The organism is Acidicapsa dinghuensis (genome assembly GCF_025685685.1).
Taxonomy (GTDB): Bacteria; Acidobacteriota; Terriglobia; order Terriglobales; family Acidobacteriaceae; genus Acidicapsa; species Acidicapsa dinghuensis.
The window spans coordinates 70310-96333 of record NZ_JAGSYH010000001.1 but is presented as its reverse complement, the minus strand read 5'-3'; the positions used below and the strand labels follow the sequence as shown (position 1 = coordinate 96333).

At 56.3% G+C, this 26024-nt stretch carries 14 protein-coding genes, 1 tRNA gene and 1 pseudogene; 5 read left to right on the top strand and 11 right to left on the bottom strand.

The annotated features are described in order from the left end of the window. Positions 1–450: 450 nt before the first annotated feature. The 3 genes from OHL22_RS00355 to OHL22_RS00345 form a co-directional block, all read right to left on the bottom strand. Complete coding sequence (locus OHL22_RS00355) at positions 451–1614, bottom strand: hypothetical protein (RefSeq protein ID WP_263332041.1); 1164 nt, start codon at positions 1612–1614, stop codon at positions 451–453. A 78-nt stretch (positions 1615–1692) separates the two neighbouring features. Further along, entirely contained in the window at positions 1693–2829 is a 1137-nt protein-coding gene (locus OHL22_RS00350; RefSeq protein WP_263333279.1) for a nucleotidyltransferase domain-containing protein, read from the bottom strand. A 158-nt stretch (positions 2830–2987) separates the two neighbouring features. Then, a complete protein-coding gene (locus OHL22_RS00345) occupies positions 2988–3182 on the bottom strand; it encodes a hypothetical protein (protein ID WP_263332039.1) in 195 nt (64 codons plus the stop codon). Between the two features lie 537 nt (positions 3183–3719). Between OHL22_RS00345 and OHL22_RS00340 the strand changes: the two genes are divergently transcribed. Continuing rightward, positions 3720–4250, top strand: a complete 531-nt coding sequence (locus OHL22_RS00340) for a hypothetical protein (RefSeq protein WP_263332038.1) — start codon at positions 3720–3722, stop codon at positions 4248–4250. Between the two features lie 58 nt (positions 4251–4308). On the opposite strand, the gene OHL22_RS00335 is transcribed toward OHL22_RS00340, so the two are convergent. Genes OHL22_RS00335 through OHL22_RS00320 form a run of 4 tightly spaced genes read right to left on the bottom strand, consistent with a single transcriptional unit; the run spans position 4309 to position 6421 of the window. After that, positions 4309–4791, bottom strand: coding sequence for a GNAT family N-acetyltransferase (locus OHL22_RS00335; protein WP_263332035.1), 483 nt, complete (start codon positions 4789–4791; stop codon positions 4309–4311). A gap of 55 nt (positions 4792–4846) precedes the next feature. Next, positions 4847–5383, bottom strand: a complete 537-nt coding sequence (locus OHL22_RS00330; protein ID WP_263332033.1) for a phage tail protein — start codon at positions 5381–5383, stop codon at positions 4847–4849. A gap of 18 nt (positions 5384–5401) precedes the next feature. Then, entirely contained in the window at positions 5402–5899 is a 498-nt protein-coding gene (locus OHL22_RS00325) for a phage tail protein (protein WP_263332031.1), read from the bottom strand. A gap of 24 nt (positions 5900–5923) precedes the next feature. Continuing rightward, a complete protein-coding gene (locus tag OHL22_RS00320) occupies positions 5924–6421 on the bottom strand; it encodes a phage tail protein (RefSeq protein WP_263332029.1) in 498 nt (165 codons plus the stop codon). 386 nt (positions 6422–6807) lie between these two features. Here OHL22_RS00320 and OHL22_RS00315 point away from each other — a divergent pair, with 386 nt between their 5' ends. Next, a complete protein-coding gene (locus tag OHL22_RS00315) occupies positions 6808–11910 on the top strand; it encodes a beta strand repeat-containing protein (protein WP_263332027.1) in 5103 nt (1700 codons plus the stop codon). Between the two features lie 258 nt (positions 11911–12168). Here the strand turns inward: OHL22_RS00315 and OHL22_RS00310 are convergent, their stop codons facing one another. Then, positions 12169–12363, bottom strand: coding sequence for a hypothetical protein (locus OHL22_RS00310; protein WP_263332025.1), 195 nt, complete (start codon positions 12361–12363; stop codon positions 12169–12171). A 536-nt stretch (positions 12364–12899) separates the two neighbouring features. Between OHL22_RS00310 and OHL22_RS00305 the strand changes: the two genes are divergently transcribed. Continuing rightward, on the top strand, positions 12900–20360 hold the full coding sequence (locus OHL22_RS00305; RefSeq protein WP_263332023.1) for an FG-GAP-like repeat-containing protein: 7461 nt from the start codon (positions 12900–12902) through the stop codon (positions 20358–20360). Positions 20361–21229: 869 nt separating this feature from the next. Here the strand turns inward: OHL22_RS00305 and OHL22_RS00300 are convergent. Further along, positions 21230–21790 (bottom strand): annotated as a pseudogene (locus tag OHL22_RS00300) (IS66 family transposase); the annotation flags it as partial. Positions 21791–22365: 575 nt separating this feature from the next. On the opposite strand from OHL22_RS00300, the gene OHL22_RS00295 reads away from it, so the two are divergent. Further along, positions 22366–22953: a hypothetical protein gene (locus OHL22_RS00295; protein ID WP_263332021.1), complete on the top strand. Its 588-nt coding sequence runs from the start codon at positions 22366–22368 to the stop codon at positions 22951–22953. 100 nt (positions 22954–23053) lie between these two features. Here OHL22_RS00295 and OHL22_RS00290 read toward each other — a convergent pair whose 3' ends face one another. Beyond that, positions 23054–24007, bottom strand: coding sequence for a LysR family transcriptional regulator (locus OHL22_RS00290; protein ID WP_263332019.1), 954 nt, complete (start codon positions 24005–24007; stop codon positions 23054–23056). A 549-nt stretch (positions 24008–24556) separates the two neighbouring features. Here OHL22_RS00290 and OHL22_RS00285 point away from each other — a divergent pair. Then, positions 24557–25732: a tyrosine-type recombinase/integrase gene (locus OHL22_RS00285; RefSeq protein ID WP_263332018.1), complete on the top strand. Its 1176-nt coding sequence runs from the start codon at positions 24557–24559 to the stop codon at positions 25730–25732. Positions 25733–25796: 64 nt separating this feature from the next. Here OHL22_RS00285 and OHL22_RS00280 read toward each other — a convergent pair. Beyond that, positions 25797–25873 (bottom strand) — tRNA-Asp (locus tag OHL22_RS00280). Between the last annotated feature and the right edge of the window lie 151 nt (positions 25874–26024).

Sequence of the window (26024 nt, the reverse complement as noted above, 5' to 3'; positions counted from 1 at the left end):
ACAATCAAGCAAATTGAAAGACTGTGCTTTAGAAGTTGACAGTCCTGATTAGCATCCGGAAACGATGACTCAGCACTGCGTGATGAAGTGCGCTCCAAATTATTGTGATTTGAGCGCCAGACTACAACTATGATCTCAGACGAAGAATTGCTTCTGGCTGCCGAAGCTGCAGGCAAAGATGTTCTTGCAAGCGGCGAATTCGCACGATCATCTGTACAAGCAAGGTTGTTCAGATGATCGACCTGCCGCCCTGATCGCTCTAGCCCATCGACGTATGCCCGTGGCGACGTGTACACAGATGCCGAATTGGACTTCGACCGCAATCAAGCCTTTCGGCGGCACATCGAATCAAGTGCCATGGTTCTTTTTGAAACCAGACGACATTCGGGCCAGGGACAACTAGATATTTTGTTGCTGGGATGCTTATCAAGACGCAACTTATACAGTCTCTTATATCGCCTCACGAAGCATCCTGTCGGCTTCCTGCAGCGAAGGATAGTGAATTTCATATGCTGGAGTCAGGCTAATCAATCTCAGAAACTTCTCGAAGCCGTCTCGCGCTACACGCCTATGAAGCAACATTCCTCCGTCGATGAGACAACGAAGCGTCTGGAACGGCGACATGGATTCAACTCGCGCCTTAGAGCCCGGACAGTAGTGGGGAAATACAATCTGTGTCAAGCGGCGAGCCCTGGATGAGCAACGCTCTTTCGACGGATGCGCCAGTCGGATCTTTGTGCCGTCTGAGCGGATATGAACTGGCGCGCTGGCGAGATCCGGCCACTGCCGCTGCAGGACGGGCCAACTTCCCTGCTTCAGGCTGATAGGTACGCTGAGAGACTTGACCGACCACGTATCGAGATCCAAGAGAGCTGGCTCGTCGGTCAAGAGGTCGAATCCTTGAGCCACAAGATGCGCGGCGAGGGTGCTCTTGCCGCACTCGCGCGCGGCGCAAAGCAGGATGCCGCGGTCCTCTTGCGCCGCCATCGCGGCGTGGAAGGCGACATCGTAATCGCCCTGGACATTTAGGAAGGATCGCGCTGCGTGCATCAGGCCCAGTCCAAGCTGTTGTTTCCTTTGCAAGACCAGGAACTCACAGTCGTTGACGTAGATCGCCCAGCCGTTTCCCGTCTGCTGTGCAGAAAGGTAGCAGCGTGGCTGCCTGTTGGTGATCGGGCAGCCCCGGAAGTAATCCAGGCACAAGCGCGCAAGCCGTCCCGGTGGGTAACGAAGAGATATAGGATTGCCATCGATTTCGATGGTGACGTTCGCTGGATCTCCGCATGAAGAAAGATTCAGGGTCGGCCATTCCGGTGATGCATCCTCGTCGGGGAAGGTGCCTTGAGACAGCTTATAGACAGTTTGAAGTTCCTCGCCTGAAGTGGAGGTGAAGTGATCCGCATCAGGTATCGTGCGCAAATCTTCCAATGAGGCGCCTGCTTCAAAAGCGCGATACGCAGAAACTCCCGCAGGATTAAGACCGGCAAAACGGTTCTGCAGCTCGGAGTAAACCACGCCGCCCTCCCCGAGCAGGTAGAGCCATTGACGCGGGCAGGCGCACGCAACGCCCTCAACGTCGTAGACTGCAATCGAACATTCCTCTACAACATGCATAGCAGATGCAACCTCCGAGAGAAAACTGCTTCACTGACTGCAGCCCAACTCGCAAGCAAGCCGATGAGATTCAACGCGCTATTGCTCCGGAAATAAAACTCGCCATACCCTCCCCAAACCATATTTGTGCAGCAGCCGAAAGGGCCTGAGAATGACCATAAGCCCTGGGTAGATCCGGTGGCTCCGCGCCCATAGATAATCAGTGTAGGTGGGCCCGAGGTAACCAAATCGATAGCGCCATCGCTTTAGGGCGCCCGGCTCCGCCTGCAGATAGAAGCTACGGAAATCATTAATCACAACTTCCAGGTTCTCCGAGAAGAGCCTCGCTGCAGCGTGGCGCGCACGCTTGGCTGCTTTGGGCGACATGATGATCACCGCATCCAACGCTTCCGGCAATTGTTGTGGAAACATTGAGCGGACAACCTCGCAACCGATGAGCAGGTGCGGCTCCAGACCCTGTCTTCGCGCCTGCCGCATCATCTCTTCATAAGCGTTGCGATGCCACCCATGGAGTGACCGCGCAACATCGAGGATCCAGATCAGCCTTGAAAAGCCATGCTTCAAGCCGTGGGCACAGAGATACAGAACCAGATCGATATCGGACATCGCCCGAACAAACTGGCCACAAAAATCGGCGGGACGAGAACGTCGCCAGATACCGTCAACATCCAATGGGAAATCCCTGTATGCGGCAAGCTCAAAATGCAATTCGACAAGAAGCCCGTCGCGAACAAATCTGCGGTCATGTTCGCTTGCCGGACCCAAAGCGATGAAGCCCTGGTTTATCAGCCACACTTCACAGCGCAGAAAATCGTCATGGCGCACAAGCAGGTCGAGGTCGTTGGATGAACGTAGCGTGACATCCCCGTAAAGCGCTAGCGCCAACGTCGGCCCCTTGAACGCTAGTGCTTCAACATGAAGTCCCTGAAAGCCGCGCAGCAAGCACTCCAGTTCACCTGCAAGCCGTTCGGCAGCGGCCCGGCACTCCGCAGCGGCGTCGCGGAAGAAACCAGGCACATCGGCGCCTAGCGCAAGCAGCGCTTGCTGGAGGAGGAGAAGTACGCCATTCTCTCTTGCCAGATCGAGTAGGAGCTCCCAGTTCGTATCTTCTGGAACGATGCATGGCAGCCCGCGCAAACACGTAATGAGCAAAGCGGCTTCGTCAACCGGCTCATGACTGCATCGTCTAGGTGCGACCGTTGTATTCGCACGCATTGCAATTCCAAAGGTTCTCGACGCTGACATGTCGATTATTCCTTAATAAGTGAATGGACGAGTTGCGCCAGATCGCTAAGTTGCGATGGTTCGATCGTGCAGCCCAGGGGAGGGGTCGCTCGCGTCGACGGGGACTGCACTATGGCGGCCTGTTCGGCCTACGGTTTGCTGTGGATCGCGTGTGCCTTCGAAGCAAACAACAGTAATGGAGTTGCTACAAGGGCATATTTGCCGTAGCGTTCGATGAGTTCGCGCCGAGTTGAAGTCTCCGTCGTTATCTCATCCCCGGGCGAAGATGTGGGTGCAACATCCTGTCCTTCCTGAGTCGGCATCTCTTCCGGTTTATCTTCCATATCCGAATTGACCTCCTTTCCTCACAACTACATGAATCATGCTCTCGGCGTCATTGCACCTAGTGACGGTGTCCTGACGTCTTCGGAATTGCTTGATGAATCCGTGTCGGTACTGTTCGGCGAGGGAATGATCTGGATTGCCGCGCCGGAAGTGAAACGAACCCGGCATAAGCACTGAAACCCAGGTCTCGGACAGCTTAACTCCTAATCTCTGCCGAGGCAGTTGGATACCGTGATATTGGGGCTCCCGCAGAGGTCGAAGTCTTCCACTGCAACCGGTCATAGACGAACGCCCTTGAGAGGGACCGCCGAACGTGCAGACTCCACGGCTTCCAGCCAACACCTGATCGACGGTGCCGCAAGTATAGATTGAGACCACTCAGTCTGCAATGCCGTCGTCGTAACTCAAGCTTTCTCGAAGTTGCATTTGTTATGCGATTCACCCAGTAGGAATCTTACCTATTGCCAAGAGCAGCAATTCGCTGAATACGCCATATTGTAGTTACCCGGTTGTTTCGATTATGCTGATCCCTCTCTATGCCTCACGGATTCGACACCTACCGTGTGTTTATTTCCGCCCCCGGAGATCTCGATGTGGATCGCCAGGTCTGTTACGACGTCATCGCAGAGGTCAACGAAACGACGGCCATGCCGGCAAAGATATTGCTGGTTTCGGTCGGTCTGCGGGATAACGAGCACATCGCAACATATCGGAGCATTGTTTCAGACAACGCCCGCTGGAGCTCTTACTTTATTCAGATCTTTCAGGATGACTGGGGACCGCGCGATCTCTTTCGCAAACTGTTTATGCTGGCAGCCGAGTGCCGGGATGATTCTGCCATGCCGATGCGCGATATCGTGATCTGCTTGAAAGATGCACTCCACGAAAGCGACGCGGAGATCTTGGCGTTTCGCCGAGAATTGGAAGAGCGCAAGGACCTGAGCGTGTTTCGCTACGCCGACGCCGAAGAACTGCGAGCTCGCCTCGTCGAGGTTTGCGAGGCGTGGACACGGAGCTTGATTGGCGCCGCAATAGAGGCGGCCATCCAGTCTCAGGTTGAGCCCTAGCCCTCACGTTGAACGCGGCACGACCGATTCCACCAATGCGTAGACCTTCTTTACGTTGCTACAGCAACGGCACGGGACGCCACTCCAGGTAATAGTGCGTCTGATCCTCCCGTACGATGGAGAATCCCTGGCGTTGATGGAAGCGCAAAGAGCCAGGATTAAACCGAAACACGGAACAGCGAATGGGCAGCCTAGCTTTGGTGGCTTCCTGTTGCAGCCGTTGGATCAGCACGGTTCCTATTCCTTTGCTTTGCAGCTTCGGATGGACGGCGATATCCACCAAATGAAACTCGCCGTCTCCTGGCGCGAACCACAACCGGCCTGCCGGCTTGCCGTCGAGCAGCACCAAGTGGTAACAAGAGTTCGGGTACATCTGCGCATACGCCGACATCTGAGCTTGAAACTGCATCCGGATGAGGTGTTCTTTTTGCGTCGCCGAGATCGGCGCGATCGCGAACTCTGGACCGCGGATAGCCGAGTAGAGGTCGTACAGAAATATCTCATCCTGCGGCAGCGCAGGGCGAACAGCAAGAGTCGACATAGCTCAAGTAAACTGCAGACCGGCCTTCGAACCGGTTTCTGGCTGAGAAAGTCTGCTAACTGCGCGGCGGGAAAACTCCTTGCAAGGCGATGCAGAAATTGAGCGTAAGATACGGCATCATGTTGTTATGCGGTTGACTACCGCCCACTGGCGACACCATATTCGCGGCCATAGACTGATTCGGCACGGCGTTGTTGGCGTAAGCATTTGCCGGTGCACCCCCAGTCTTTACAAGAATTGAGTTGCCTGGTTGGCCGGTCTGCCCTCCAACTCTGGAGCCGTCGACGCAATTGATGGTATGAGTGTGAATCGGGATCTCGGAGGTGAGCAGGCTGACAGTATTCGAGCCGCCTGTTTCGCCAAGATCATGCAGGCTAAGGCCGGGACCTTGGCCAGGAAACATGGGAGCGTTTCCCTGCAGATTGGGCAGCGCAAAATTACTTTTCCCGTCTCCGCCGTATGTGGTTCCAAGCAGGGAGAAGACTGCCGTGTTCTGGGCAATCAATAGAAGCTGGCCGTTGCAAAACGCCCACCCTTTGGGCGCAAAGTTGAACGGGAAAATCCTTATCTCGGCTACAAACGGATCTGCCATGTTGCGTTCTCCTGACGGCTAGTTCTGACTGGGGAATATTCCCTGCAACGCGATGCAGAAATTCAACGTGAGGTAAGGCTGCATATTCTCATGCGGCTGACTTCCCCCAACAGTCGCTAACGTGCCGGGGTACATAGCCACAAGATTGCTGGCGGAGCCGTTATATTCCGGGGCCGCCCCCAACAGATTGGAGGTCGGACCGGGTGCGTTAGCGGCGCTATTGGTCGCAGCCCAGGTGTGAGTGTGGTTGGGGATCTCGGCGATCGACAGCGTGTGATTCGGCTCGCCACCGCGTTCTCCAAGAGTTTGTCCGTTGCCCATGTGTGTGGGGATACGGCCCTGCAGATTCGGCAACCCGAAATTAACTCGGCCATCGCCGCCGTAAGTAGTCCCGAGCAGAGAGAAGATGGCCTGGTTCTGGTTGATGGGCAGCAGTTGCCCGTTGCAAAGCGCCCAACCCTTGGGCGCGAAACCAAAGCTGAAAATCTTGATCTCAGATAGGAATGGCGTACTCATCCGCGGTTCTCCTTTAACTCTCGGCTAACTCTGACTGGGGAATACTCCGAAGAGAGAGAGAATAAAACTGACGCACAGGTAGGGTTGGAAATTGCTGTGCGGCTGGCTACCCCCAACGGACGAAATCGCCGCGGCCATCGTTGCTGTTCCGGGTTTGTTCTGATCGTAGACGTCGGGGCCCGCAGCCAGGTAATTGCCGCCTGGGAGAGAAGCAGTATTCGGATTCGTCGTGGCCAGGACCGTATGGGTGTGCGCCGGTACCGTGGTCGACGTCAGAGTAACGTTTTCCGAACCGCCGCTCTGGCTGAGGACGAACCCAGACCCCATATGCACAGGGATCCTGCCTCTCAGGTCCGGAAGAGCGAACGTGGATTGGCCATCGCCGCCATAGGTGGTGCCGATGAGGTTGAACAGGACTTCGTATTCGGAGATGGGGAGCAACTGCCCCTGGCAAAACATCCAGCCTGCTGGCGCGAAGTTACCACCAAACATCCGTATCTCACCGACATAGGGCTGAGACATAGATCATTCCTCCCAAACTCAGGATTCCGAATTGATCGGCTGCGGATTTTTTGAGGTCAGCGTTTAAAGTGTGCGATGTGGCAGTCACAAACCGTACTACGGAATTCTGCTGGTTCGCAAGAAAAAAACGGAAAAATAAAAATAGATAACAGAACCTCATATGTCGGCGCAGTTACGCCTGACTTAATGGTGTGCGAAGGCTGCTTTTTTCTTTTATTCCTTGTCTTGACTGGTTGTGCTACACTTCCCGCGTTCCAGCCCCGCTTGCACGTCACTCCCACAATTTCAACTTGCACATGCGAGGGGTTCATCTCGGTCCAATTGCCATTCCAAGCCTGGCCTGGAGTAGGTGAAGTGTAGCAGCGCTCACACCTCGGAGGGAACATATGCACGAAATGAGAGCGAAGACGGCCGTTCGGTCTGTCATATCCCTAAGCTTTCTGTTAGTTCTGTCGACCGGAATCCTCTGTGCGCAGACATTCTCTAACTCAGGGTCGATCAGTATCACTCAAGGCTCTGGCAACACGGTCCCCTCTGTGTACCCAAGTTCGGCTGCACCCTCAAGTTGCACCAATGCCGCCTGCATCACCGTCAGCGGCCTTTCCGGTACCTTAACGTCGATGTCGGTGACGATCACCTACAGCGCCCTCGATCTGGACCAAAGCTTTATCGATCCCGCGCTCCTCATCCAGTCACCCGACGGAACACACATGTTGGACATGCTATCCGACGCTTGCGGAACGACCCAGGCGATGGTCACGGCTGCCTCCAATGGCGGCTTCACGGTGACGCTTGAAGATTCGGCGAGCGCTCTGTTTCCTAACGCTAGCGTATGCCCCACCCCGTTTTCGTCCGCCTACCAACCTGCCCACTACAACGCCGGCACGGCGGATAATTTCCCCTCGCCGGGTCCTGGAAGCTCGGGATATAGCATCGCGGGCAACGGTACGGGCGGCACGGGCACCAGCACATTCACGAGTACGTTCGGGTCTCTCACCGGCGGGACAGCAAATGCGGCCGGGAGTCTGAACGGGACTTGGAGATTGTTTGCCGTGGACCAAGGGAACGACGATAACCCCACGGTTATCTCGTCCTGGAGCATTACGTTCGTCGTTACAGGCGGCAATGCTGCCACTACAACGACACTGCAGGCGGGCTCTCCGAACCCAGCCTTTACGTCGGGGACCGGGAGTTCTGTTTCCTTCACTGCTCATGTGGAGAAATCAGACAATAGCGGTCCTGCGACGACTGGCACGGTGACGCTGCATGACAATACCACCAACACAAATCTCGTGACTGCCAGCGTAGATTCGTCGGGAAATGCCACCCTTACCACAACATTCGCAACCGAAGGCACTCACAACGTGGATGCCGTTTACAACGGTGGAACTGGATTCGCGGCCAGCGCCGCCTCGAACACAGAAAGCCAGATCGCGGTCAACCACGCGACGAACCCGAGCAACGGGACTTTCTGTAACACCGGAGGAATCACGGTCTCGTCCAACGCCGGCGGGACTCCGTATCCATCAATGATCGTTCTGGGCCCTACAAACATTCCCGGCGACACTGAGCCTACTCTCAGCGGCACCATCGAGAGCGTTACTGTGAGCCTGAATGGTTTCAATCTGCAGAACGGCCAAGAATTGGACGACCTTGGTTTTCTGTTGCAGGCGCCTGGTTCCAACACTACGAATCTCTCGAGTTCCGGCAACGCCTTCGAGTTTCTCTCCTGGGCGGGGAACCCCTTCAGCAGCGGTTCTCTTACGCTATCTGACACGGGTACATCGCAGATTCCTGCATTCTCCGCTCCAACCTGCTCCACCTGTCTGCCGACTGACAATCACGATGAGGTAGGCTCGAGCAATTCAGACTTGTTCCCCTCTCCTGCGCCGACGTCCTTCGTCACTGCCGCTCCCACCGGTTCGGGCACCTTCCTAACTGAGTTCGGAGGCGGCGGGGTGAGTGGTACCTGGAGCCTGTATCTCGACAACCGGATAATCGAAAGTGGAACCCTCGGGACGATCGGCTCCTGGTGCCTTAATTTCACAACGCAGGTGAATGCGCATCCGACCGCGACGACAGTCAGCGGATCACCGAATCCAGCTAAATTCACCCCGCCCGCCACAACGGCTAGCGTCAATCTCACCGCCACGGTTTCTGTCACCGACAGCTCTGGATTGACAGTGAATGCGGGCACGGTCACCTTCGTCGACGGCAGCACCAACCTGGGTTCTGGCGCAGTTTCAAATGGCGTGGCGACGCTGAGCACAACGCTGGCGGAAGGCACGCACCATATCGTCGCCAGCTACAGCGGGACCGACACTGGAACCGAGTTCGGTATTAGCTCTGCGACGTTCGACCAACGCGTTGACACAGCGACGACCAATCCCAGTACTGGATCGGGGGCCGGGCCGTACACGTTCTGCAATACTGGCGCAATCACGGTCCCGGGCCTTGGCGTCGACGCGGGCGCGGCTTCGCCTTATCCTTCGAACATCTTCGTGACTAATTTGCCGGGCACAGTGAATGCGGTGACGGTCTCTCTGGATAACTTCAGCACCAAAGATCAGGGTGATCTGCTCTCGCTGCTGGTTGGCCCGAGCGGCAATAATCTCGATTTCTTCTCGCTGACGGGCACCAATGTCTCCTCAGCCCCAACAATCAACCTTACCTTCTCCGATACGGCGTCAAGTCTGGTCACCGGAAATCTCTCTTCTTCCGGCAGCTTCAAGCCGACGAGCTTGAACACGAGCCTCACCTACCCGCAATGCCCGCCCAATGCAAGCGATTGCGCCAACCCGCCGGTGGGACCGCCGTTGGCTTCGAACCCGTTCACTCCGACCAACAAAGCTGCGACCACCGGGACCGCTATTCTGGGCAACGCGAATGAGGCAGGAGTTTTTGGTGGCACCAGTTCCAGCACCTATAACGGAAACGGAACCTGGAGTCTCTACATGGATGATGGCGGCCCCACTGGAGGGGGCGAGGTGAGCAACCTCTCCGGCTGGTGCGTGGGTATCACAGTGAATCAGCCATCCGTATCTGTGACCAAGTCACACACTGCTACTTTCACACAGGGCCAGCAGGACGTGCCGTTCATAGTCAGCATTACCAACAACGGACCGGGCGCGACGGGCAATCCCACGACGAACAGCGCTAACGCGTTTACCGTCACCGATACGCTGAACTCTGCCTTCTCTTACGCGGGCTTCTCGGGCACCGGCTGGAGCTGCTCAGCGGTCGGACAGACGGTGACGTGCCAGAACGACTCCGCCGTGGCCCAGGACAGCAGTTACCCAGCGCTGGTGATCGACGTGAATGTAAGCCCGACCGCGAGCACCACCACAAGTATCTCGAACCAGGTCTCGGTAAGCGGCGGCGGAGCCAACGCCACAACTTCCAATACCGACTCAGTGACGATTTTGCCGGCTGCGGTGCTGGCAGTTGTGAAGACCCATACGGGCACCTTCACGCAGGGCCAGACGGCCCGATGGAACATAGACGTGCAAAACACAGCATCCTCCGGCTCAACCTACGGCACTATCTCTGTGTCGGATTCGCTGCCCTCAGGCTACACGCTCAACTCGTACACATCCACAGGCAGTGCATGGAGTTGCAGCGGCACCACTGCGATCACTTGCACTACGACAGCGGGGATATCCGGTGGGTCCAATTCATCGATCTTCCTAGTCGTGAACGTACCGGCCAATTCACCGATCTTGGTAAGCAACACCGCGAACGCATGGGGTGGCGGCGATGTGACTCATACCAGTTCGGCTACGGCCGTGTCGTCGACTGATGTCGTGACCGTGGTGCAAGTGCCGACCGCCGTGACCCTAAGCAGCGGTAATAATCAAAGCGCGACGATTGATACGAACTTCGTAAACCCGTTGATCGCACTGGTAACCGATGCCGGCTCAAATCCGGTCCCCGGTGTGACGGTGACTTTTACTGCGCCGACGGGGCTCACATCAAGTCTGCTTTTCTCGAATGCATTAACGACCACTGCCGCAGTGACGAACGGCCTCGGACAGGCGAGTTCCGGTTTCATGACTGCCAACGGTATTCCGGGCGGTCCATACAACGTGCAGGCCAGTGCTGGCTCGTTAACGAACAACTTCCAGCTGACAAATCTCGGCAAATCGCTGACGTCGCTCGCCTCGTTAAGCGCAACCGCGGCTACCATTGATGTCTTCGGCTTTGGGTTGACGCCGCCAAGCGGACAGCTTGCCTTCACCGACCTGACTACAGGCAACCCGATCACAGCTCCAGTTACGCTGAATACTTCCAATGCTGTCACGGCGGTACAGCCGCAGGTAACTACCAGCACAGGCACAAACTCGCTTCCCGACTGGACCGAGCTCGGTGACATTAACGGCGACGGCAAGCTCGATCTGATCGCGTCACTCTACCAGACCGACTCGATCCGCGTGCAGTTGGGCAACGGGGACGGAACCTTCCAGGCGGCGACAGACATCCCCATAGTCACAGGCTTTGGTCCGGCGGAGGCTCATCTGGTAAGCCTGCGCGGCAACGGCACGCTCGACCTGATCGTGGGCAGCTTCAACGTGAATGAGATCGCTGTCCTTCTGGGTAATGGCAACGGAACCTTCCAGACACCCACCTTTTACACCGTCGGCTCGGCGACGAACTACACCTTGTCGCTTACCACCGGCGACTTCAACCACGACGGTCATTTGGATGTCGCGGTAGTCAACGGAAACGACAACAACGTGAGCATCCTCTTGGGCAACGGCTCGGGATCATTAACTTTGCAATCGCCGGCCATCTCAGTCGGACACGATCCGGTTGCTATTCGAGCCGGCGACTTCAATGGAGACGGGTACACCGATTTGGCCGTGGCCAACTATAACGACGGGACGGTCACCACTCTGTTGAATAACGAGAATGGGACCTTTACCAAGACTTCGTTCACCGTAGGCAGCGGCGTACATTCAGGCCCTGAGGCGCTTGCGATGCAGAGCTCAGGCAGCAGCCTGCAACTGGCCGTTGCCAACTACAACGACGATACCGTCAGCGTATACAACAGCAACGGCAACGGCACCTTTGCAGCTCCCAAGGTCACCGGCGTTGGCAAAGGGCCCGATGACGTCAACTTTGCAGATTTCAACGGCATTGAAGAACTTGTCGTCACCAACTACACCGATGGTTCGGTCGACCTGCTGATACCTTCAGGCTCGACGTATACGCTCTCCGGCCCGTTCAAGGTTGGTACGGGTCCTTACTCTTCCGCAGTAGGAGATATCGACCTCGACGGCACTCCCGATTTAGTGGTTTCCAATTGCTTCAGTAATAACACTGGAGTGATGCTGAGCGGGACTCAAATCTCCGTCCCGTATACCGGTCTTTCCTTAACTGCCGGCGATTCGGTCAGCGCCAGCTATACCCCGGATGGCAGCAGTAAATACGGATCCAGCACATCGTCGACCGCAACCGCTTTGGCTCGGCGAAGAATAGGACGTCGTTAAAAACTCCAATCGACGCCCGCTTCGAGAATGGTGGGTTCAGGAATCGTGTTAAAGGTCTTCTCATGGAAGGCCAAAGCACAATTCCACGACAGATGTGGCTCGGCCAAGATCTAGTCCCATCGAGCTGCTTCGTCGAATGAAGTTCTAAACCGGCGGATTTCATTCGATCGTCGGCCGTCAGCTCAATGTGGTCGAGCAGATAAACCAGACCTGGACTTTTGTGGCGGCGCTCTCTGTCACGCGCCGATCCGTCTTTATTCAATTGCCTGCTTTAATCGGTACCGGCCTAGACGCCACCACCTCGCAGTGAACGCCCAACCTCGCCAGTTGCCGGTACACGACGTAGCCTGTCGCTCCCGCTTCATAGCGGGCCTTCATCTTTTCCGCCGGGTCAAGAGCTTCTTGATTAGCTTGCGTAGTGATTCCACGCGGTTCCGGATAGTTCCTAGGCATCGCACCTAGCCATCCGGCTCTGCGATCGCTGCGGCGATCGTCTCCGCATCGACATCCAAACCTAAAAATCGCAACTTCTCGTGCATGACCTGCTCCCCTCCGCTTGTGGCTCTGAACTGTGCGTTCTTTTGAAGACACAGCCTAACCCACGATCAGCGCATCGGCGCCGGTCACTCCATACTGACTGTTATCGCCAATTAAGGTTCCCGAACACTCGATAAAATCCATGATCGCGAGATCAACCAGGGGAGTAATTCGTTCCTGACTGCGTTGTTGGCGCGTCAGATTCGAAACTGGCGCTTGATCCTCTCACTTAGGCTCCGGCGGCATTCTTCGTATTACTAGCTCATTGACCGAAACAAAGAGTTTGGCCCGATGCTACTTGCCCTTAGGCAAGCGTTCTTCAACTGTTGATAAAACACCCCTTACTCGAATCGAGGTTTAGATGCTACACTTTCGCAACAATCTTGCAAATCGGGGCCGTGGCATTCTCATAGCGCACGGAATCTTTTCGCTTCCATCGGGGGATGGTCTGAATGACTAAGCTGTTTGCGCGTGTTTGCCATGCGGATGTTTTGCGTCTTGGGTTGCAACTCCGACACATTGCTGCCTTGCTTACCATCATGTTGACTGGCTTTTGGGTAACTTCGTCAGCGATGGATTGGGCCATTCCGGTCGAAGCGGCAAGTAAGACGTCCACCACAACTACATTGACAGTCACCACTGGAACGGGCAGCACCACTAACGTCACCAAGGGAACGACCGTCACGCTGACGGCAAAGGTAACTCCAGCATCGGGAACGATCTATGCGGGTCAGGTAAACTTCTGCGACGCGACAGCGGAGTATTGCACAGATATTCACGTATTGGGCGTGGCGCAGGTAACATCAGCAGGCACGGCGGTGTTGAAGCTTCGGCCGGGCATCGGTTCGCATAGCTATAAAGCAGTTTTTCCGGGAACAACCAGCGAAGCAGCGAGTTTTTCTGCTGCTACACAACTGACGGTAACTGGGACCGTAGGGACCCTCGCAAGCACAACAGCGATTGCAGAAACGGGAGGTTGGGGAAGTTACCAGCTTACCGCGACAGTAACCGAGGCCGGAGGGACTATAGCGATTGCCGGCCCCGTATCGTTTCTGGATACCAGCACTGGGAATTCGGTGCTGGCAACAGGACAGCTGGGAGCGGCTGCTCCTGGCATCGCATGGCCAAATCCGAAATCGCTGCCGGGCGGCTTGGACAACTATTTCGAGACGGTGGCAGACCTCAACGGAGACGGGATTCCCGATCTGATTTTGGGTTCCAATTACGTTTCGATCTACCTCGGCAACGGTGATGGGAGCTTTACTCAGGCAGCCACTCCCTCCCTGCAGGGGCCAACCAACTACCCGATCGTTGTCGCCGACTTCAATGGGGATGGCATTCCCGACCTGGCCGTACCGATGTACGGCTCGAACGTGATATCGATTCTGCTGGGAAAAGGGGATGGCACCTTCGCAGCACCGGTTGCAGCCACCGTACCCGGCACCCTCGTCGATATCCCGCAGATCATCACCGGAGAATTCAATGGCGATGGCATTCCCGACCTGGCGGTGATCGACACTCAGAATGCGGTGGTGGATATTCTGCGGGGTAACGGCGATGGGACCTTTACCGCGCAAGCAACCCTGCCTCCGATCTCCGACGTTCCGACCCGCATCGCAACAGGAGACTTTAACGGAGACGGCAAGGCCGATCTGGCAGTCTCGGAGAGCGGTGACACGATTGCTATTCTTACTGGAAACGGGGATGGCACCTTTGCAGCGGCGGGGATAGTGCATTCGGGAAGTCCTGGTTCTCCTGTAGCCGTAGCGGACTTTAACGGCGATGGCAAGGTTGATCTGGCGGTCGCGACGGGCGGCTCGGGGGGCGTCGCCGAGACGGTGACGATACTCACCGGTAACGGAGACGGCACCTTCAACGCGCCGTCCTCGAGCCCGAGTTCGAATGAAACGGCCGTCACCTGGATCCAGGTCGCAGATTTCAACCAGGACGGCACGCCGGACGTGGTTTTGGGAGACTCGAACGGGACCGCCACCGTTCTGTTGAACGATGGGAGCGGCTCACCCAGCAAGAGTTTTCTGGTCGTATCGGGTCTCAGTGTTCCTTACTATCTCGAAGTTGGCGTGGGCGATCTCAATGGAGATGGATACCCGGATATCGTTGCCGGCGGCTATTACGATAGCTCTCTCGGGGTATACCTCACCAAACCGACAGAAACGACAACGGCGACAGCGAACGTATCCCTGCCCATTGCCGGCCAGCATCAAGTCGATGCGAACTACGGGGGAGATAACCAATACAACGCCAGTTTTTCAGGAACCATTCCTTTGTGGGGCGTGCCTCCTGCGACAACAACTTCGCTGAGTATTACTTCCAGCGGAAAAGCGGTGACCAGCGTTGCTCCGAACACGGTGGTAAAGCTGACCGCAACGGTAAAAGCCGGGGCCAGCGCGGTCACGGCTGGGCAAGTCAACTTCTGTGATGCTACGGCGACATACTGCACGGATGTTCACCTGCTGGGAACGGCGATACTTTCCGCCAACGGAACGGCGTCCTTCCAATTCGTTCCGGGAGCAGGCCAGCACAGCTACAAGGCCATCTTTGTTGAGGATGGATGGGGCATGAGCAGTGCGTCGAGTGCTGCTTCGCTCACCGTCGGTCCGGCGCCCAAGCCTGTTTATACCGATCAGACAGCGATCGCCGTCCAGGGAAACCCGGGACAGTACTCACTGACCGCGACGGTGGACGGATTTGGCGGAACCGCGCCGTTGACCGGGAAGGTCTCATTCATCGATACCAGCTTTGGAAATACGGTGCTGGGGACAGCATCTCTGGGTACGAGTCAGGCTGGAATGGGGTGGGAGATTTCGCAGACTCCAACCTTCGATAACGACCCTATGGCTCAGGTGACTGGAGATTTCAACGGCGATGGCATCCCGGACCTGGCCGTTCTCTGGTCCATCTCAACCTACAACGGTCCGAGCGGGTTGACAATTTTCTTCGGCAACGGAGATGGCACCTTCACGGCCGGTCCGGCAACCACTTTGGCGCTCTCGAACGATCAGAACGGTTATCTCGTCTGCGGCGATTTCAATGGAGACGGCAAGGCGGACGTGGCGGTACTTACCTGGGAAAACAGTACGTCGTCCAGCATTGTGGTGACGCTGTTAGGAAATGGAGATGGAACCTTTGCCGCGCCGCAAACGAGTCTGGCATTTCAACAGGGCATTGTGGGTGGCGATGGCATCACAGGAGCCATGGTCAGCGCCGACTTCAACGGAGACGGCAAGCTGGACCTCGCTGTCGTAGGCGACTATGTCAATTCCGGTGGAGTCACCGTTCTTCTGGGCAATGGCGACGGAACCTTTAAGATCCTCGGACCGAATCTTGCATCGGATCAAGGATTTAGTACGGTAGCGACCGGAGACTTTAATGGCGACGGCATTCCAGATCTGGTGGCCAGCGAGTATTTCGGGCCGGGCGGCGCGATGGTGTTTCTTGGCAAGGGAGACGGGACATTCGCAACGCCCACACCGCTCGCCGCCGATTCCTTTGCCTATTCCATTGTCGCCGGCGACTTCAATGGAGATGGCAAGCTGGACCTGGCCTTTGGTTATAGCGGCGGGGTGGGGCTGTATCTGGGAAACGGAGACGGGAGCTTCAACGGACCGACCAGCAACAATTCCGGCTCCGGCGAAAGTCTGTTGATGGGGGACTTCAATCACGACGGCAAGATGGACCTGGCGGGGCTGGATACGTACAACGATCAGATCGATCTGTTTCTGGGTAACGGGAACGGAACATTTGCAGAAACAACCACCATTCCGACGGTAAGCCAGACCACAGTCGGCCCGTTTGCCCTTGCCGCCGCTGATTTCAATAGCGACGGCGTTGCCGACCTGGCAATGCTGACACGGTACAGCCAGACGGCGTCCATCCTGCTGGCCGAGCCGAGCCAGACGACCACCGCAACCGTAAATGGAATTGCACCGGTGGGCGTGGGAACGCATAACGTGAAGGCAAGCTACTCGGGAGACGGTAACTACCCGGCGAGCGATTCCATCACCGCTGCGCTGTCGCCGGGGCTGGCGCCGGTGACATTCTCGCCTGCAGCGGGCACGTACACATCGGTACAGACGATTACATTGAGCGAGTCCATTCCAGGAGCAACAATCTACTATTGGGCCTCGGGAGCGCTCTCGACGAGTGGATTCGTACCTTATACGGGCCCCATCACTGTGTCCGGCGCAGGGGCTACCTCGATCGAGGCGTACGCGACCGAAACGGGCTACGCGAACAGCTTTTACGCGTACGCGCAGTATTCTCTGCAACTACCTGCGACGGCTACCCCAACGATTTCGCTGGCGTCCGGCTACTACGCCGCGCAGCAGACGGTGACAGTCACCGACTCCACTCCGGGAGCAAAGCTCTACTACACAACGAACGGGACCCCTCCAACGGTGAGCTCCAATCTCTACACCGGTCCCATTGCTGTTTCTTCTTCCGAGACTCTGGTGGTGGCCGCCCTTGCATACGGCTATTCGCTGAGCCCTGCGGCATCAGCGCAGTATGTCATCGGATCCTCTTCTACATCGTTCATCTACACGATTGCCGGCAGTGGAACGCTCGGATACCTGGGCGACAACGGTTCTGCAACGCTTGCACAAATCGATTATCCGTACAATGCTGTCCGGGACGGCTCGGGCAATGTCTATTTCAGCGACTCAGATAACCATGTCATTCGAAAGGTGGCGGCGAATACGGGAGTAGTGACCACAATTGCCGGAACAGGCAAGGTCGGATACAAAGGAGACGGAGGGCCTGCAACGAACGCGGAATTGGCATATCCACAAGCGCTGCTGCTGGATTCGCAGGGTAATCTGTACATCGCGGACGACAGCAATGTAGTGATTCGGAAAATGAACCTGGCAAGCGGCATCATCACCACCTATACCGGCAACCCGAATGCAACGGCTCTGGGAGATGGCGGACCGGCGACGGCTGCCAGCATTGGCTACGTGACAGGCCTGGCCATGGACAGCGCCGGTAATCTCTATCTCTCTGAAGAAACAGCCGGAAGCATTCGCGAAGTAACGGCGAGCAACGGGATCATCCAGACAATCGCGGGAAATGGCATGAACGGATACGCCGGAGATGGCGGACCGGCCAGCAGCGCTTCTTTCCGCAATCCCGAGGGGCTGGCGTTCGACAAGAGCGGCAACCTTTACATCGCAGACAGCGGTAACGACGTTGTTCGCAAAATTACGGCCACAAGTGGCGTCATCACCGGCAGCAGCACCATTTCGACAGTGGCAGGCGTGGTCAAGGTGGTGAATGGGTATCCGCAAGGGGGCTATTCAGGAGATGGCGGACCGGCGGCGAGCGCGCAACTCAGCGAGCCAGTCGCAGTCGCCACGGACAATGCCTCGAATCTGTATATCTCCGACTCTGGAAACAACGTGATTCGCATGGTAGCTGCAGGCACCGGGAATATTTCCACGGTAGCTGGCAATGGCTCTGAGTGCGCATCGTATGGAGGCGATGGCGGAAGCGCAACCAGCGCATCGCTGTGTGTTCCACAAGGCATCGCGGTGGATAACGCGGGAAATATTCTCATCGCCGACCAAGGAAGCAATCGTATCCGCGAAGTATTTACCGCAGCGGCGCCGAGTGCTCCGGCCGCTACGCCCACGTTCAGCGTATCCAGCGGCACTTACGCAAGTCTGCAAACCGTGACCGTCGCGGATGCTACACCTGGAGCATCCATCTACGTAACCGTCGACGGAAGTACTCCTCTAACTGGAAGTTCGCCCGGGTACAGCCTGCCGATCGGCGTCGCCGGCAAGGTGACGATCAAGGCGATCGCCACGGCGCCCGGCTCTCTCACCAGCGCGGTGGCTTCGGCTACGTACACGATCGCAGCGTCTTCGCCGCAGATCGCCACCATTGCCGGATCCGGGGTCTCCGGATTTTCTGGAGCCGGCGGACCTGCGCTTGACGCGGAATTCAATTATCTGCAGGGCGTTGCCGTCGACAAGGCGGGCAATGTCTATGTTTCGGATATCTACAACAATGTTGTGTGGCTGATTTCGGCAGCTACCGGCAAAGCTTCGGTGTTTGCCGGTTCCAGTAGTGGATACGCTGGATCTGGCGGCGACGGCGGCCCGGCCACCAGTGCATCTCTCGCAGAGCCCATGGGGATTGCACTCGACAGCACAGGCAATCTCTACATAGCGGACTCTGTCAATGGCAGAATCCGCATGGTCAACGCGGCTACCGGCATCATCACCACGGTTGCGGGAAATGGAACATTGGCCGAAGGGAACATAGGCGACGGCGGCCCGGCGACTGCCGCTTCTCTGGCTGCTCCCATCGCCGTTGCTGTCGACGCTGCCGGCAACATCTTCATTGCCGACACAGAACACTACGTGATTCGCGAGGTATCAGCGAAGACCGGCATTATCACCACTGTTGCCGGAGATGGAACAAATATCTTGAGTGGCGATGGAGGAACTGCCACCAGTGCCGGAATCGAGAGCCCAAGTGTATTGGCGGTCGATACCAACGACAACATCTATCTCACCGCCTGGGGAACTGGAACTGTGCGCAAAGTGACTGCCTCGACCGGCTTAATCACGACGGTCGCAGGGATTAGCGAGATCTTCGGAGCTACCGGCGACGGGGGCCCTGCAACCAGCGCGGAAATCGATCCGGAATGGATTGGCTTGGACTCTGCCGGCAACCTGTACATCTCCAACTGGCCGGGCACGATCCGCGAAGTCAATGCAAGCTCGGGAATCATCGCCCGGGTTGCAGGTATAGGCTTCGGCGGTTTTAGCGGGGACGGGGGAGCCGCGCTTGCAGCAGAGCTGTACGGCCCCTCGGGCCTCGGCTTCGATGGCTCCGGCAACCTCTATTTCGCAGACAGCTACAACTACCGGGTTCGTAAAGTAATGTTCGCAGCGCAGAGCGCGGCTACTCCGGTGTTCAGTCTTCCCGGTGGCGCATATAACTACGCGCCAAACGTGACTATCACCGACGCTACCGCGAATGCCGCCATCTACTACACCCTGGATGGCAGCACGCCCACGTCGTCGTCGTCGCTGTATTCCGGACCCATCGCCGTCAGCTCTTCAGAAACGATCAACGCCATTGCCCTGGCAGCTGGATACAATCCTAGTTCCGTGGCGAGCGCGGCATATGTCATCAGCGCCAACCCCTCTGCGCCGGCGTTGAGCAGCCTCTCCCCGGCATTCGTATCCGCGGGCGCAGGGGCGTTTACGCTGACGGTGAACGGAACCGCATTCACTCCGGCGTCCACGATCCTGTGGGGCGCGAACGCGATGACGACCCAGTTCGTAAGCACCACGCAACTGGCAGCGCAGGTTTCGGCAAGAGATGTGGCAAGCGCTGGAATTGCTTCCGTGAGCGTACAGACACCGGCTCCAGGCGGAGGGACGTCCAACACGTTGGAATTCGAAATCGATTCGGCCGGAGGTAATGGCTTTCCTTCGTTCCCGTCGCCCACTGTGACCGTGACCGCGGGCAGTACTGCAACGTATGCCGTGACACTGCCGTCGTCTGCAACCAACGTCAGCGTAAACTGCCTCAACTTGCCGGTTGGCGCGGCATGCAGCTATTCGACACAGAGCAGTTCCCTGGTGATCACGACGGCGGCTACGACTCCGAGCGGCACGTATCAGATCACTGCGGTCTTTACGGAGATGCTGCCGGGCGCTGCCACAGGGTTCGTCCTGTTGCCGATCATGCTGGCTCCGTTCGCGCTGAGGAAACGGCGGCGAGCGATGCGTGTCTGGCTCATCGTCTCGATCGGACTTGTTGCCGCGATGGTAGTTGCCGCAGGAGGATGCGGAGGAGGAGGATCGACGCAGACTTCGCCACCCCAGACTCATCAGGTGACAAATTCAGGAACGGTCACGCTTATTGTGAAGTAGCACAGTCACGAATTACGACCGAGATTCACTGAAAGACTGCAAAAAGGATGATTCCGCGCCGAGAGATCGTTCCCTTCTTGTCGCCGTAACGCCCTGTGCACGATATCAATACAGACTGCGTAGCTTGTGTTTGCGGAGGTCTTTTGCTTTTATCGGAAAAAATCGCCATTGCCGACATCTATGTACCTAATCAGTTGAATGCCGCTAGCTAGAGCTTTTCTGCATTGTTTTGACGGTCGACTCCCAACGCAATGCCGCATTACCTCACGGATTCGACTAATTGATCTTTCTTGTTGCAATGCATTTCATCCCCCCTTCCACACTCTTTGAAAATCCCCTCTGGATTTTCACATTCTCACGGACTCGACGACTGGATATATATTTTCTCGTGCCCCTTAACGTGAAACAACGCCATCGCAAGGGGCTTGTGACGGATGTCTCAAGTCCACAACGTAATGCATGTCCCGGCACACTCAGATTTGCGGAAGACATGGGTTTTCCGTCTTTCGGAACTCGCCACAGCTATCGGTCAGCGGAGCGATGGGGCTCAGCGTCGACCTCTGGAAGGCGAGCGATTACATCATCCAATCATTAGGCGTTCCCTACTGAAATGAGACGTTATGGCATATCAGACGAGATCACTCAGAAACGTGTCTCGCAAATTTGCGATGCTTCGGTATCAACTCAGCCCAGCGGAAGGCAGCCGCAAGGAAAACACTTTGCCTGTGGGTCTCCTCAGGAATTTACCAACAGAGAAAACGGCATGGCGTCAGGTGGACAGTAAGCGTCCGATTGTCCCACCCTTGACGGGGTGGGAAGTCTCTTAATAGGTGTCCATCTATTTTTAGATGGACGCTTAGTATGAGTGTCTAAGCAGCCTGGGAAGAGTGGGTCTGGAGAGAAGCAGCCAGGTTCCAGGGCAGAAGTTCCTGTATGCGAGATATCGGATGGTCGGCGATCTGAGCCAGGACTGAGCGCAGGTAAGCTTCCGGATCGAGCCCGTTGAGCTTGGCTGAGCCGATCAGGGTGTACATGGCGGCGGCGCGGTGTCCGCCGTTATCGGATCCGGCAAAGAGGAAGTTCTTCCTTCCAAGGGCAACGGCACGCAGCGCCCGTTCGACCGCGTTGTTGTCGATCTCGAGCAGGCCATCATCCGTGTAACGGTTCAGTGCTCGCCAGCGAGAGAGTGCATAGCGGATCGCAGCCGCAGTCTCACTCTTGGCCGAAAGCGAGCGAAGCGTCTTTTCCATCCACTTGCGCAAATCATCGAGCAGTGGCCTGGCGCGCGACTGGCGGATCGTGAATCGATGCTCGACAGGCTTGCCGCGAATCTCTTCCTCGATCGCATAGAGTGCGCCGATGCGGTTCAAAGCCTCGGTCGTGGTCGGTGAAGCATGTACCTGGTGGATCTCGTGGAACTTGCGTCTTGAAGGTTGACATCAGTGTTTGTGCGCCCGAGAAGTCCATCGTTCCCTGCGCGTGAGCTGCGGTGGCAAATGCCATCGCGAATAGGTAAGGTGCGAACAAGCGTGCGAGGTGGTAGGGGTTGGGCTTAGAGACGAATCGTTTCCGTTTCTTTGCAAGCGGGACAAAGGTGTGGGATATTTGGGGCATTGGCTCCTCCGAACGGCATTGTTCTTTGCCGTCATGTTTCGGAAGGTAATGCCGTCAGAATTTTTCGTCCAAGACTTCTTATCTATGGCGCTATTGCTTTGGCCAATAGCGGATTTGCTCGGAGGATTGCCCCCTCATAGGTCTCACCGATTCACACCAAAGCTGCGCCATTGAGCTCCGCTCAATAAGCGACTCGGCGATTATGCGTCAGTCATCCCCAAGCGAGCGATAATAAGGCATGACTGCGGACAGAATTCCTCAGAGCGCGAAGTTCCCTATACGTTCATCTGTACGTATCAAAGGTAGCGGGACGTTGAGAGCTTTCCAGCTCCCCGATAGACTTCGCTTTCCGCCATCAGAGGAGCAAGTAGCATGCGGCGGTCAAACTGATTTGGTTCGTCGCATTACGTTTTCCGTCCAGGGAGACGTCATCTACGAATTGGAATCAGCGCCTGGCATGTGGCAGGAACAATTGCTAGAGAAACACGTTACATACTCCCCATTGCCTCCCCACGTCCAGGAGGCGCTGAAAGGCATCGAACCGAGCCACGACGGTGAACTCCTCTATTACCCATGTCGCGCAGTTCTTAAATCCGGCGAGGCTTGCGATACGGTTTATATCGTGTCAGAGAATCCATATATCAAGTACTGGGGTGTGTATCCAGAGAATGATCGCGGCAAGAGATGGATCAAGATGGAGGACATTGCGGAGGTAGCGGAGAGCCCACTCCGTCTCCCGGCTCAGTTTGCGAACGAAATATATAGAAATGGGGAGTCGGGTATGGGCTACACAATCTTTACCGTCGTGTTCTCAGACGGTTCGCGGCAGGCGTACGGCATGGGAAACGCTGTAGATTTCGTTCGATATCCCAACGGCAAAGGTCCAAGAAATGTTGTTGCCGTGATCCCCCACGAAGGCAGGAACGACACAACTCGGGTGGATGGGTCTGACTATTGCTGGTGCCTTTACTCAGCATAGCCCCAATATTTGCAACTGTTAATCACAGGCCAAATCACTCTTTGAGACGATCACTTCGCGTGTTCTGGATCGGCAGCCATCGAACCAGCCCGTCAGTTCGCTATGCCATCAGTTCCAGCTGAATCGGTTTCAATGGGCGCTGGTGCGTGGGCATCTTGCGGGCGGTCGTCCGCTTGGCTTTGGGAAGATGTCGAAGGAGAATTGAGAGGGCAATATGACTTGCGCTCATGTGATGCACAAATGCCGTGTCCGCCGTCCACCGTGCTCCCGCAATTGGCCTGGAGGTGAGGTCGGATGCGAGTGCGATTCTCTCGTCGATGAGCGCAAGACCACACCTGCTTTGCACCATCATCTGAATGTCTGCCGGCGTCGCTGCCAGGCACGACGCTTCCGGCCGAATCCCGATTTCCAATAACATTTCCATTAGGCGATGGTGTGCAGCAGGATGAGTCTCCGGGTCGCGAAACACTTTCAGCCGACCTGCCAGTTCCGATGGTTGCACCTCGTGGCTTGACGCCAAGGGATCGTCCACCCTCATGCAGACTACGAGAGGATCGGATGCGACATGTGATACAACCCAATTCGCTCCAGTCACGGGCAGTGGCAGGATCGCCGCATCGAGGGACTTTCCTTCCATCCTGTCGAGCAGCTGTGCCGGATGACCGCCCGTCATTTGGATCGGACTATCAGGGAAGAGACGCGTATACGCTTGGCGCAATGATTGCACGGAATCCGGGTTGATAAAGCTTGAAAGGCCTACGCGCAGGACGGGTATTTCGCCTCGATCCATCGCGCGAGCTGCGCTTACAACCTCATCTCGAAGTTCCAGCGCCTCCTGCGCATAAGCGTAGAGCATCTGCCCAGCCGGCGTCAGACTTACGCCTTCCCGTCGTCGAACAAAAATCTGAACTCCGATCCCCTCTTCGAGAGCAATGACCTGTTGACTGAGTGTTGGCTGCGCCAAGAATAACCGCTCGGAAGCTCGCGTAAAGTTGGCCGTTTCCGCGATCGCCACGATGAATTTGAGCAGCCTGAATTCAAGTAGGTCCGACACAGGTTTGATCTCCTGGCTGATAGTTTTGGCAGAAGCACATCGCGCAGGCCCCAGTGAAAATCGACGACGAAACTAGAGTCCCTTGGATGAATCAAGACTGTCAATCGGGCACCTTCAGGTACCCGCTCTGAATTAGTCCCGGTGTGCCTGCAATAGAAAAAAGCAATAGTTCTATTGCTTCAAAGTCTTGGACTCCGCAAATGCTGTGACACAAAATCATCGGAAGGCACACGGGCTTGCGAACGTGTTCCTATCAGCGATGAATCGCTGACCGGAGGAATTGTGATGGTCCCCGAACCCTTCGTATCAGCTCAGGAAGCCGCCAAGTTCGTCGGAATCAGTAGACGGTTTCTCATTGAACTCGCGCGGCGCGGAATCTCCGGTGCCTATGCGATCGGAACAGGCGATGTACGGAAAACATGGGTATTCCGTCTTTCCGAACTCGCCGCTTGTATCGGCAAGCCAAGCGTCGGATCAGAGCGACGACAACCGGAAAGCGAACGAGCGTATCATCCAATCATTAGGCGTTCCTCACTGAAATGAGACGTTATGGCATATCAGAGAGGATCTCTCAGAATTGTGTCCCGCAAGAGCGGAGATGTCTGGATGCTGCGGTACAGGCTCAACACGGCGGATGGCAGTCGCAAGGAGAACACCTTGCCGGTCGGTCTTTTCAGGGATTTTCCAAGTGAGAAGGCTGCCTGGCGCGAGGTGGACAGGCTCGGCTTGCTTATCCGGATCAACAGTGAAGAATCTGCAACGCGCATTCGCTTCAACACTCTTGCGGAATACTACCTAAAGGCTGATTTTGGCGAAGATGCCGTCCGTCCAAAGTCAGTCAACACCATCCCGATTGTGGAGCATTACGTTCGGGACTACCTTATTGCCCGCTGGGGTAATGAGCTCGCGAGCGACATCGGGCCTCTGGAAATTCAGCGTTGGCTGAAGTCGCTTCACACCGCAAACGGACTGGCATGGACGACCGTTTCAAAGATTCGTGGAATTATGCACCGCATCTACAAGGTCGGAATCCTGCATGAGCGCATCGAGAAAAATCCAGTAGAGCATGTCGAAACGCGTTCGCAGTCCCTTTACAAGGCAGTCGTCATCACACCCCAGCAAACCCTGGCTATCCTCAATAAACTGACAAACTCGCTCCATTACACGCTTGTCCTGACCTGTGCTGCTACAGCGCTTCGCGCGTCTGAAATCGTCTCGCTGCGCTGGTCAGACATCCTGTGGACCGACGAGCAAATCCGTGTATCGAAGAGATGGGCCAAGGGGCACGACGGTGAAACGAAGACGGCGGCATCGAACGGCTACGTGCCGATGCATCCGGTACTGGCGCAATACTTGAAGGAATGGCGCGCGCAGAGCCCTTATTCGAAAATCGACGACTTCGTCTTTCCGTCGCTAATCAAGGACGGCAAGGTCCCAGTCAGGGCATCGACTTTCGTGCAGGACCATCTGCGTCCGGCGGCAATCAGCGCCGGAATCGTACTTGCAAAGGGCCAACGCTTCGGTCTTCACAACCTGCGGCACAGCCTTAGCACCTGGCTCGTGAATAAGGGGAAGGTCGATCCGAAAACGGTTCAGGGAATCTTGCGGCATAGCGATATCCGCACGACCATGAATCTCTACACGCAGGATGATCGCGACGAAAAGCAAGCAGCGCAGGGCGCTTTCCTAGACGCAGTAGGACTTGGAAGTCGTCTAGTGCAGTAATTTGTGGATCGGATTGTGGATTGTCACTGAAGGAGCCATACAAACTTAAGTTCTTTGTTTTGTATGGCGGGGACGACGGGGCTCGAACCCGCGACCTCTGCCGTGACAGGGCAGCGCTCTAACCAACTGAGCTACGTCCCCAAGAATGGTTCTTTATTTAACCGGGCTGCTCAGGGATTGAGCTGCCGCAAGTATCTTGCTAAACAACTTCTTAAGTGTAACACAGTGATCGGATCTCGTTTAGAGAGCGCGCCATCGAGGTTGAGGAAATTCGACGCCTTCGAAAAACACC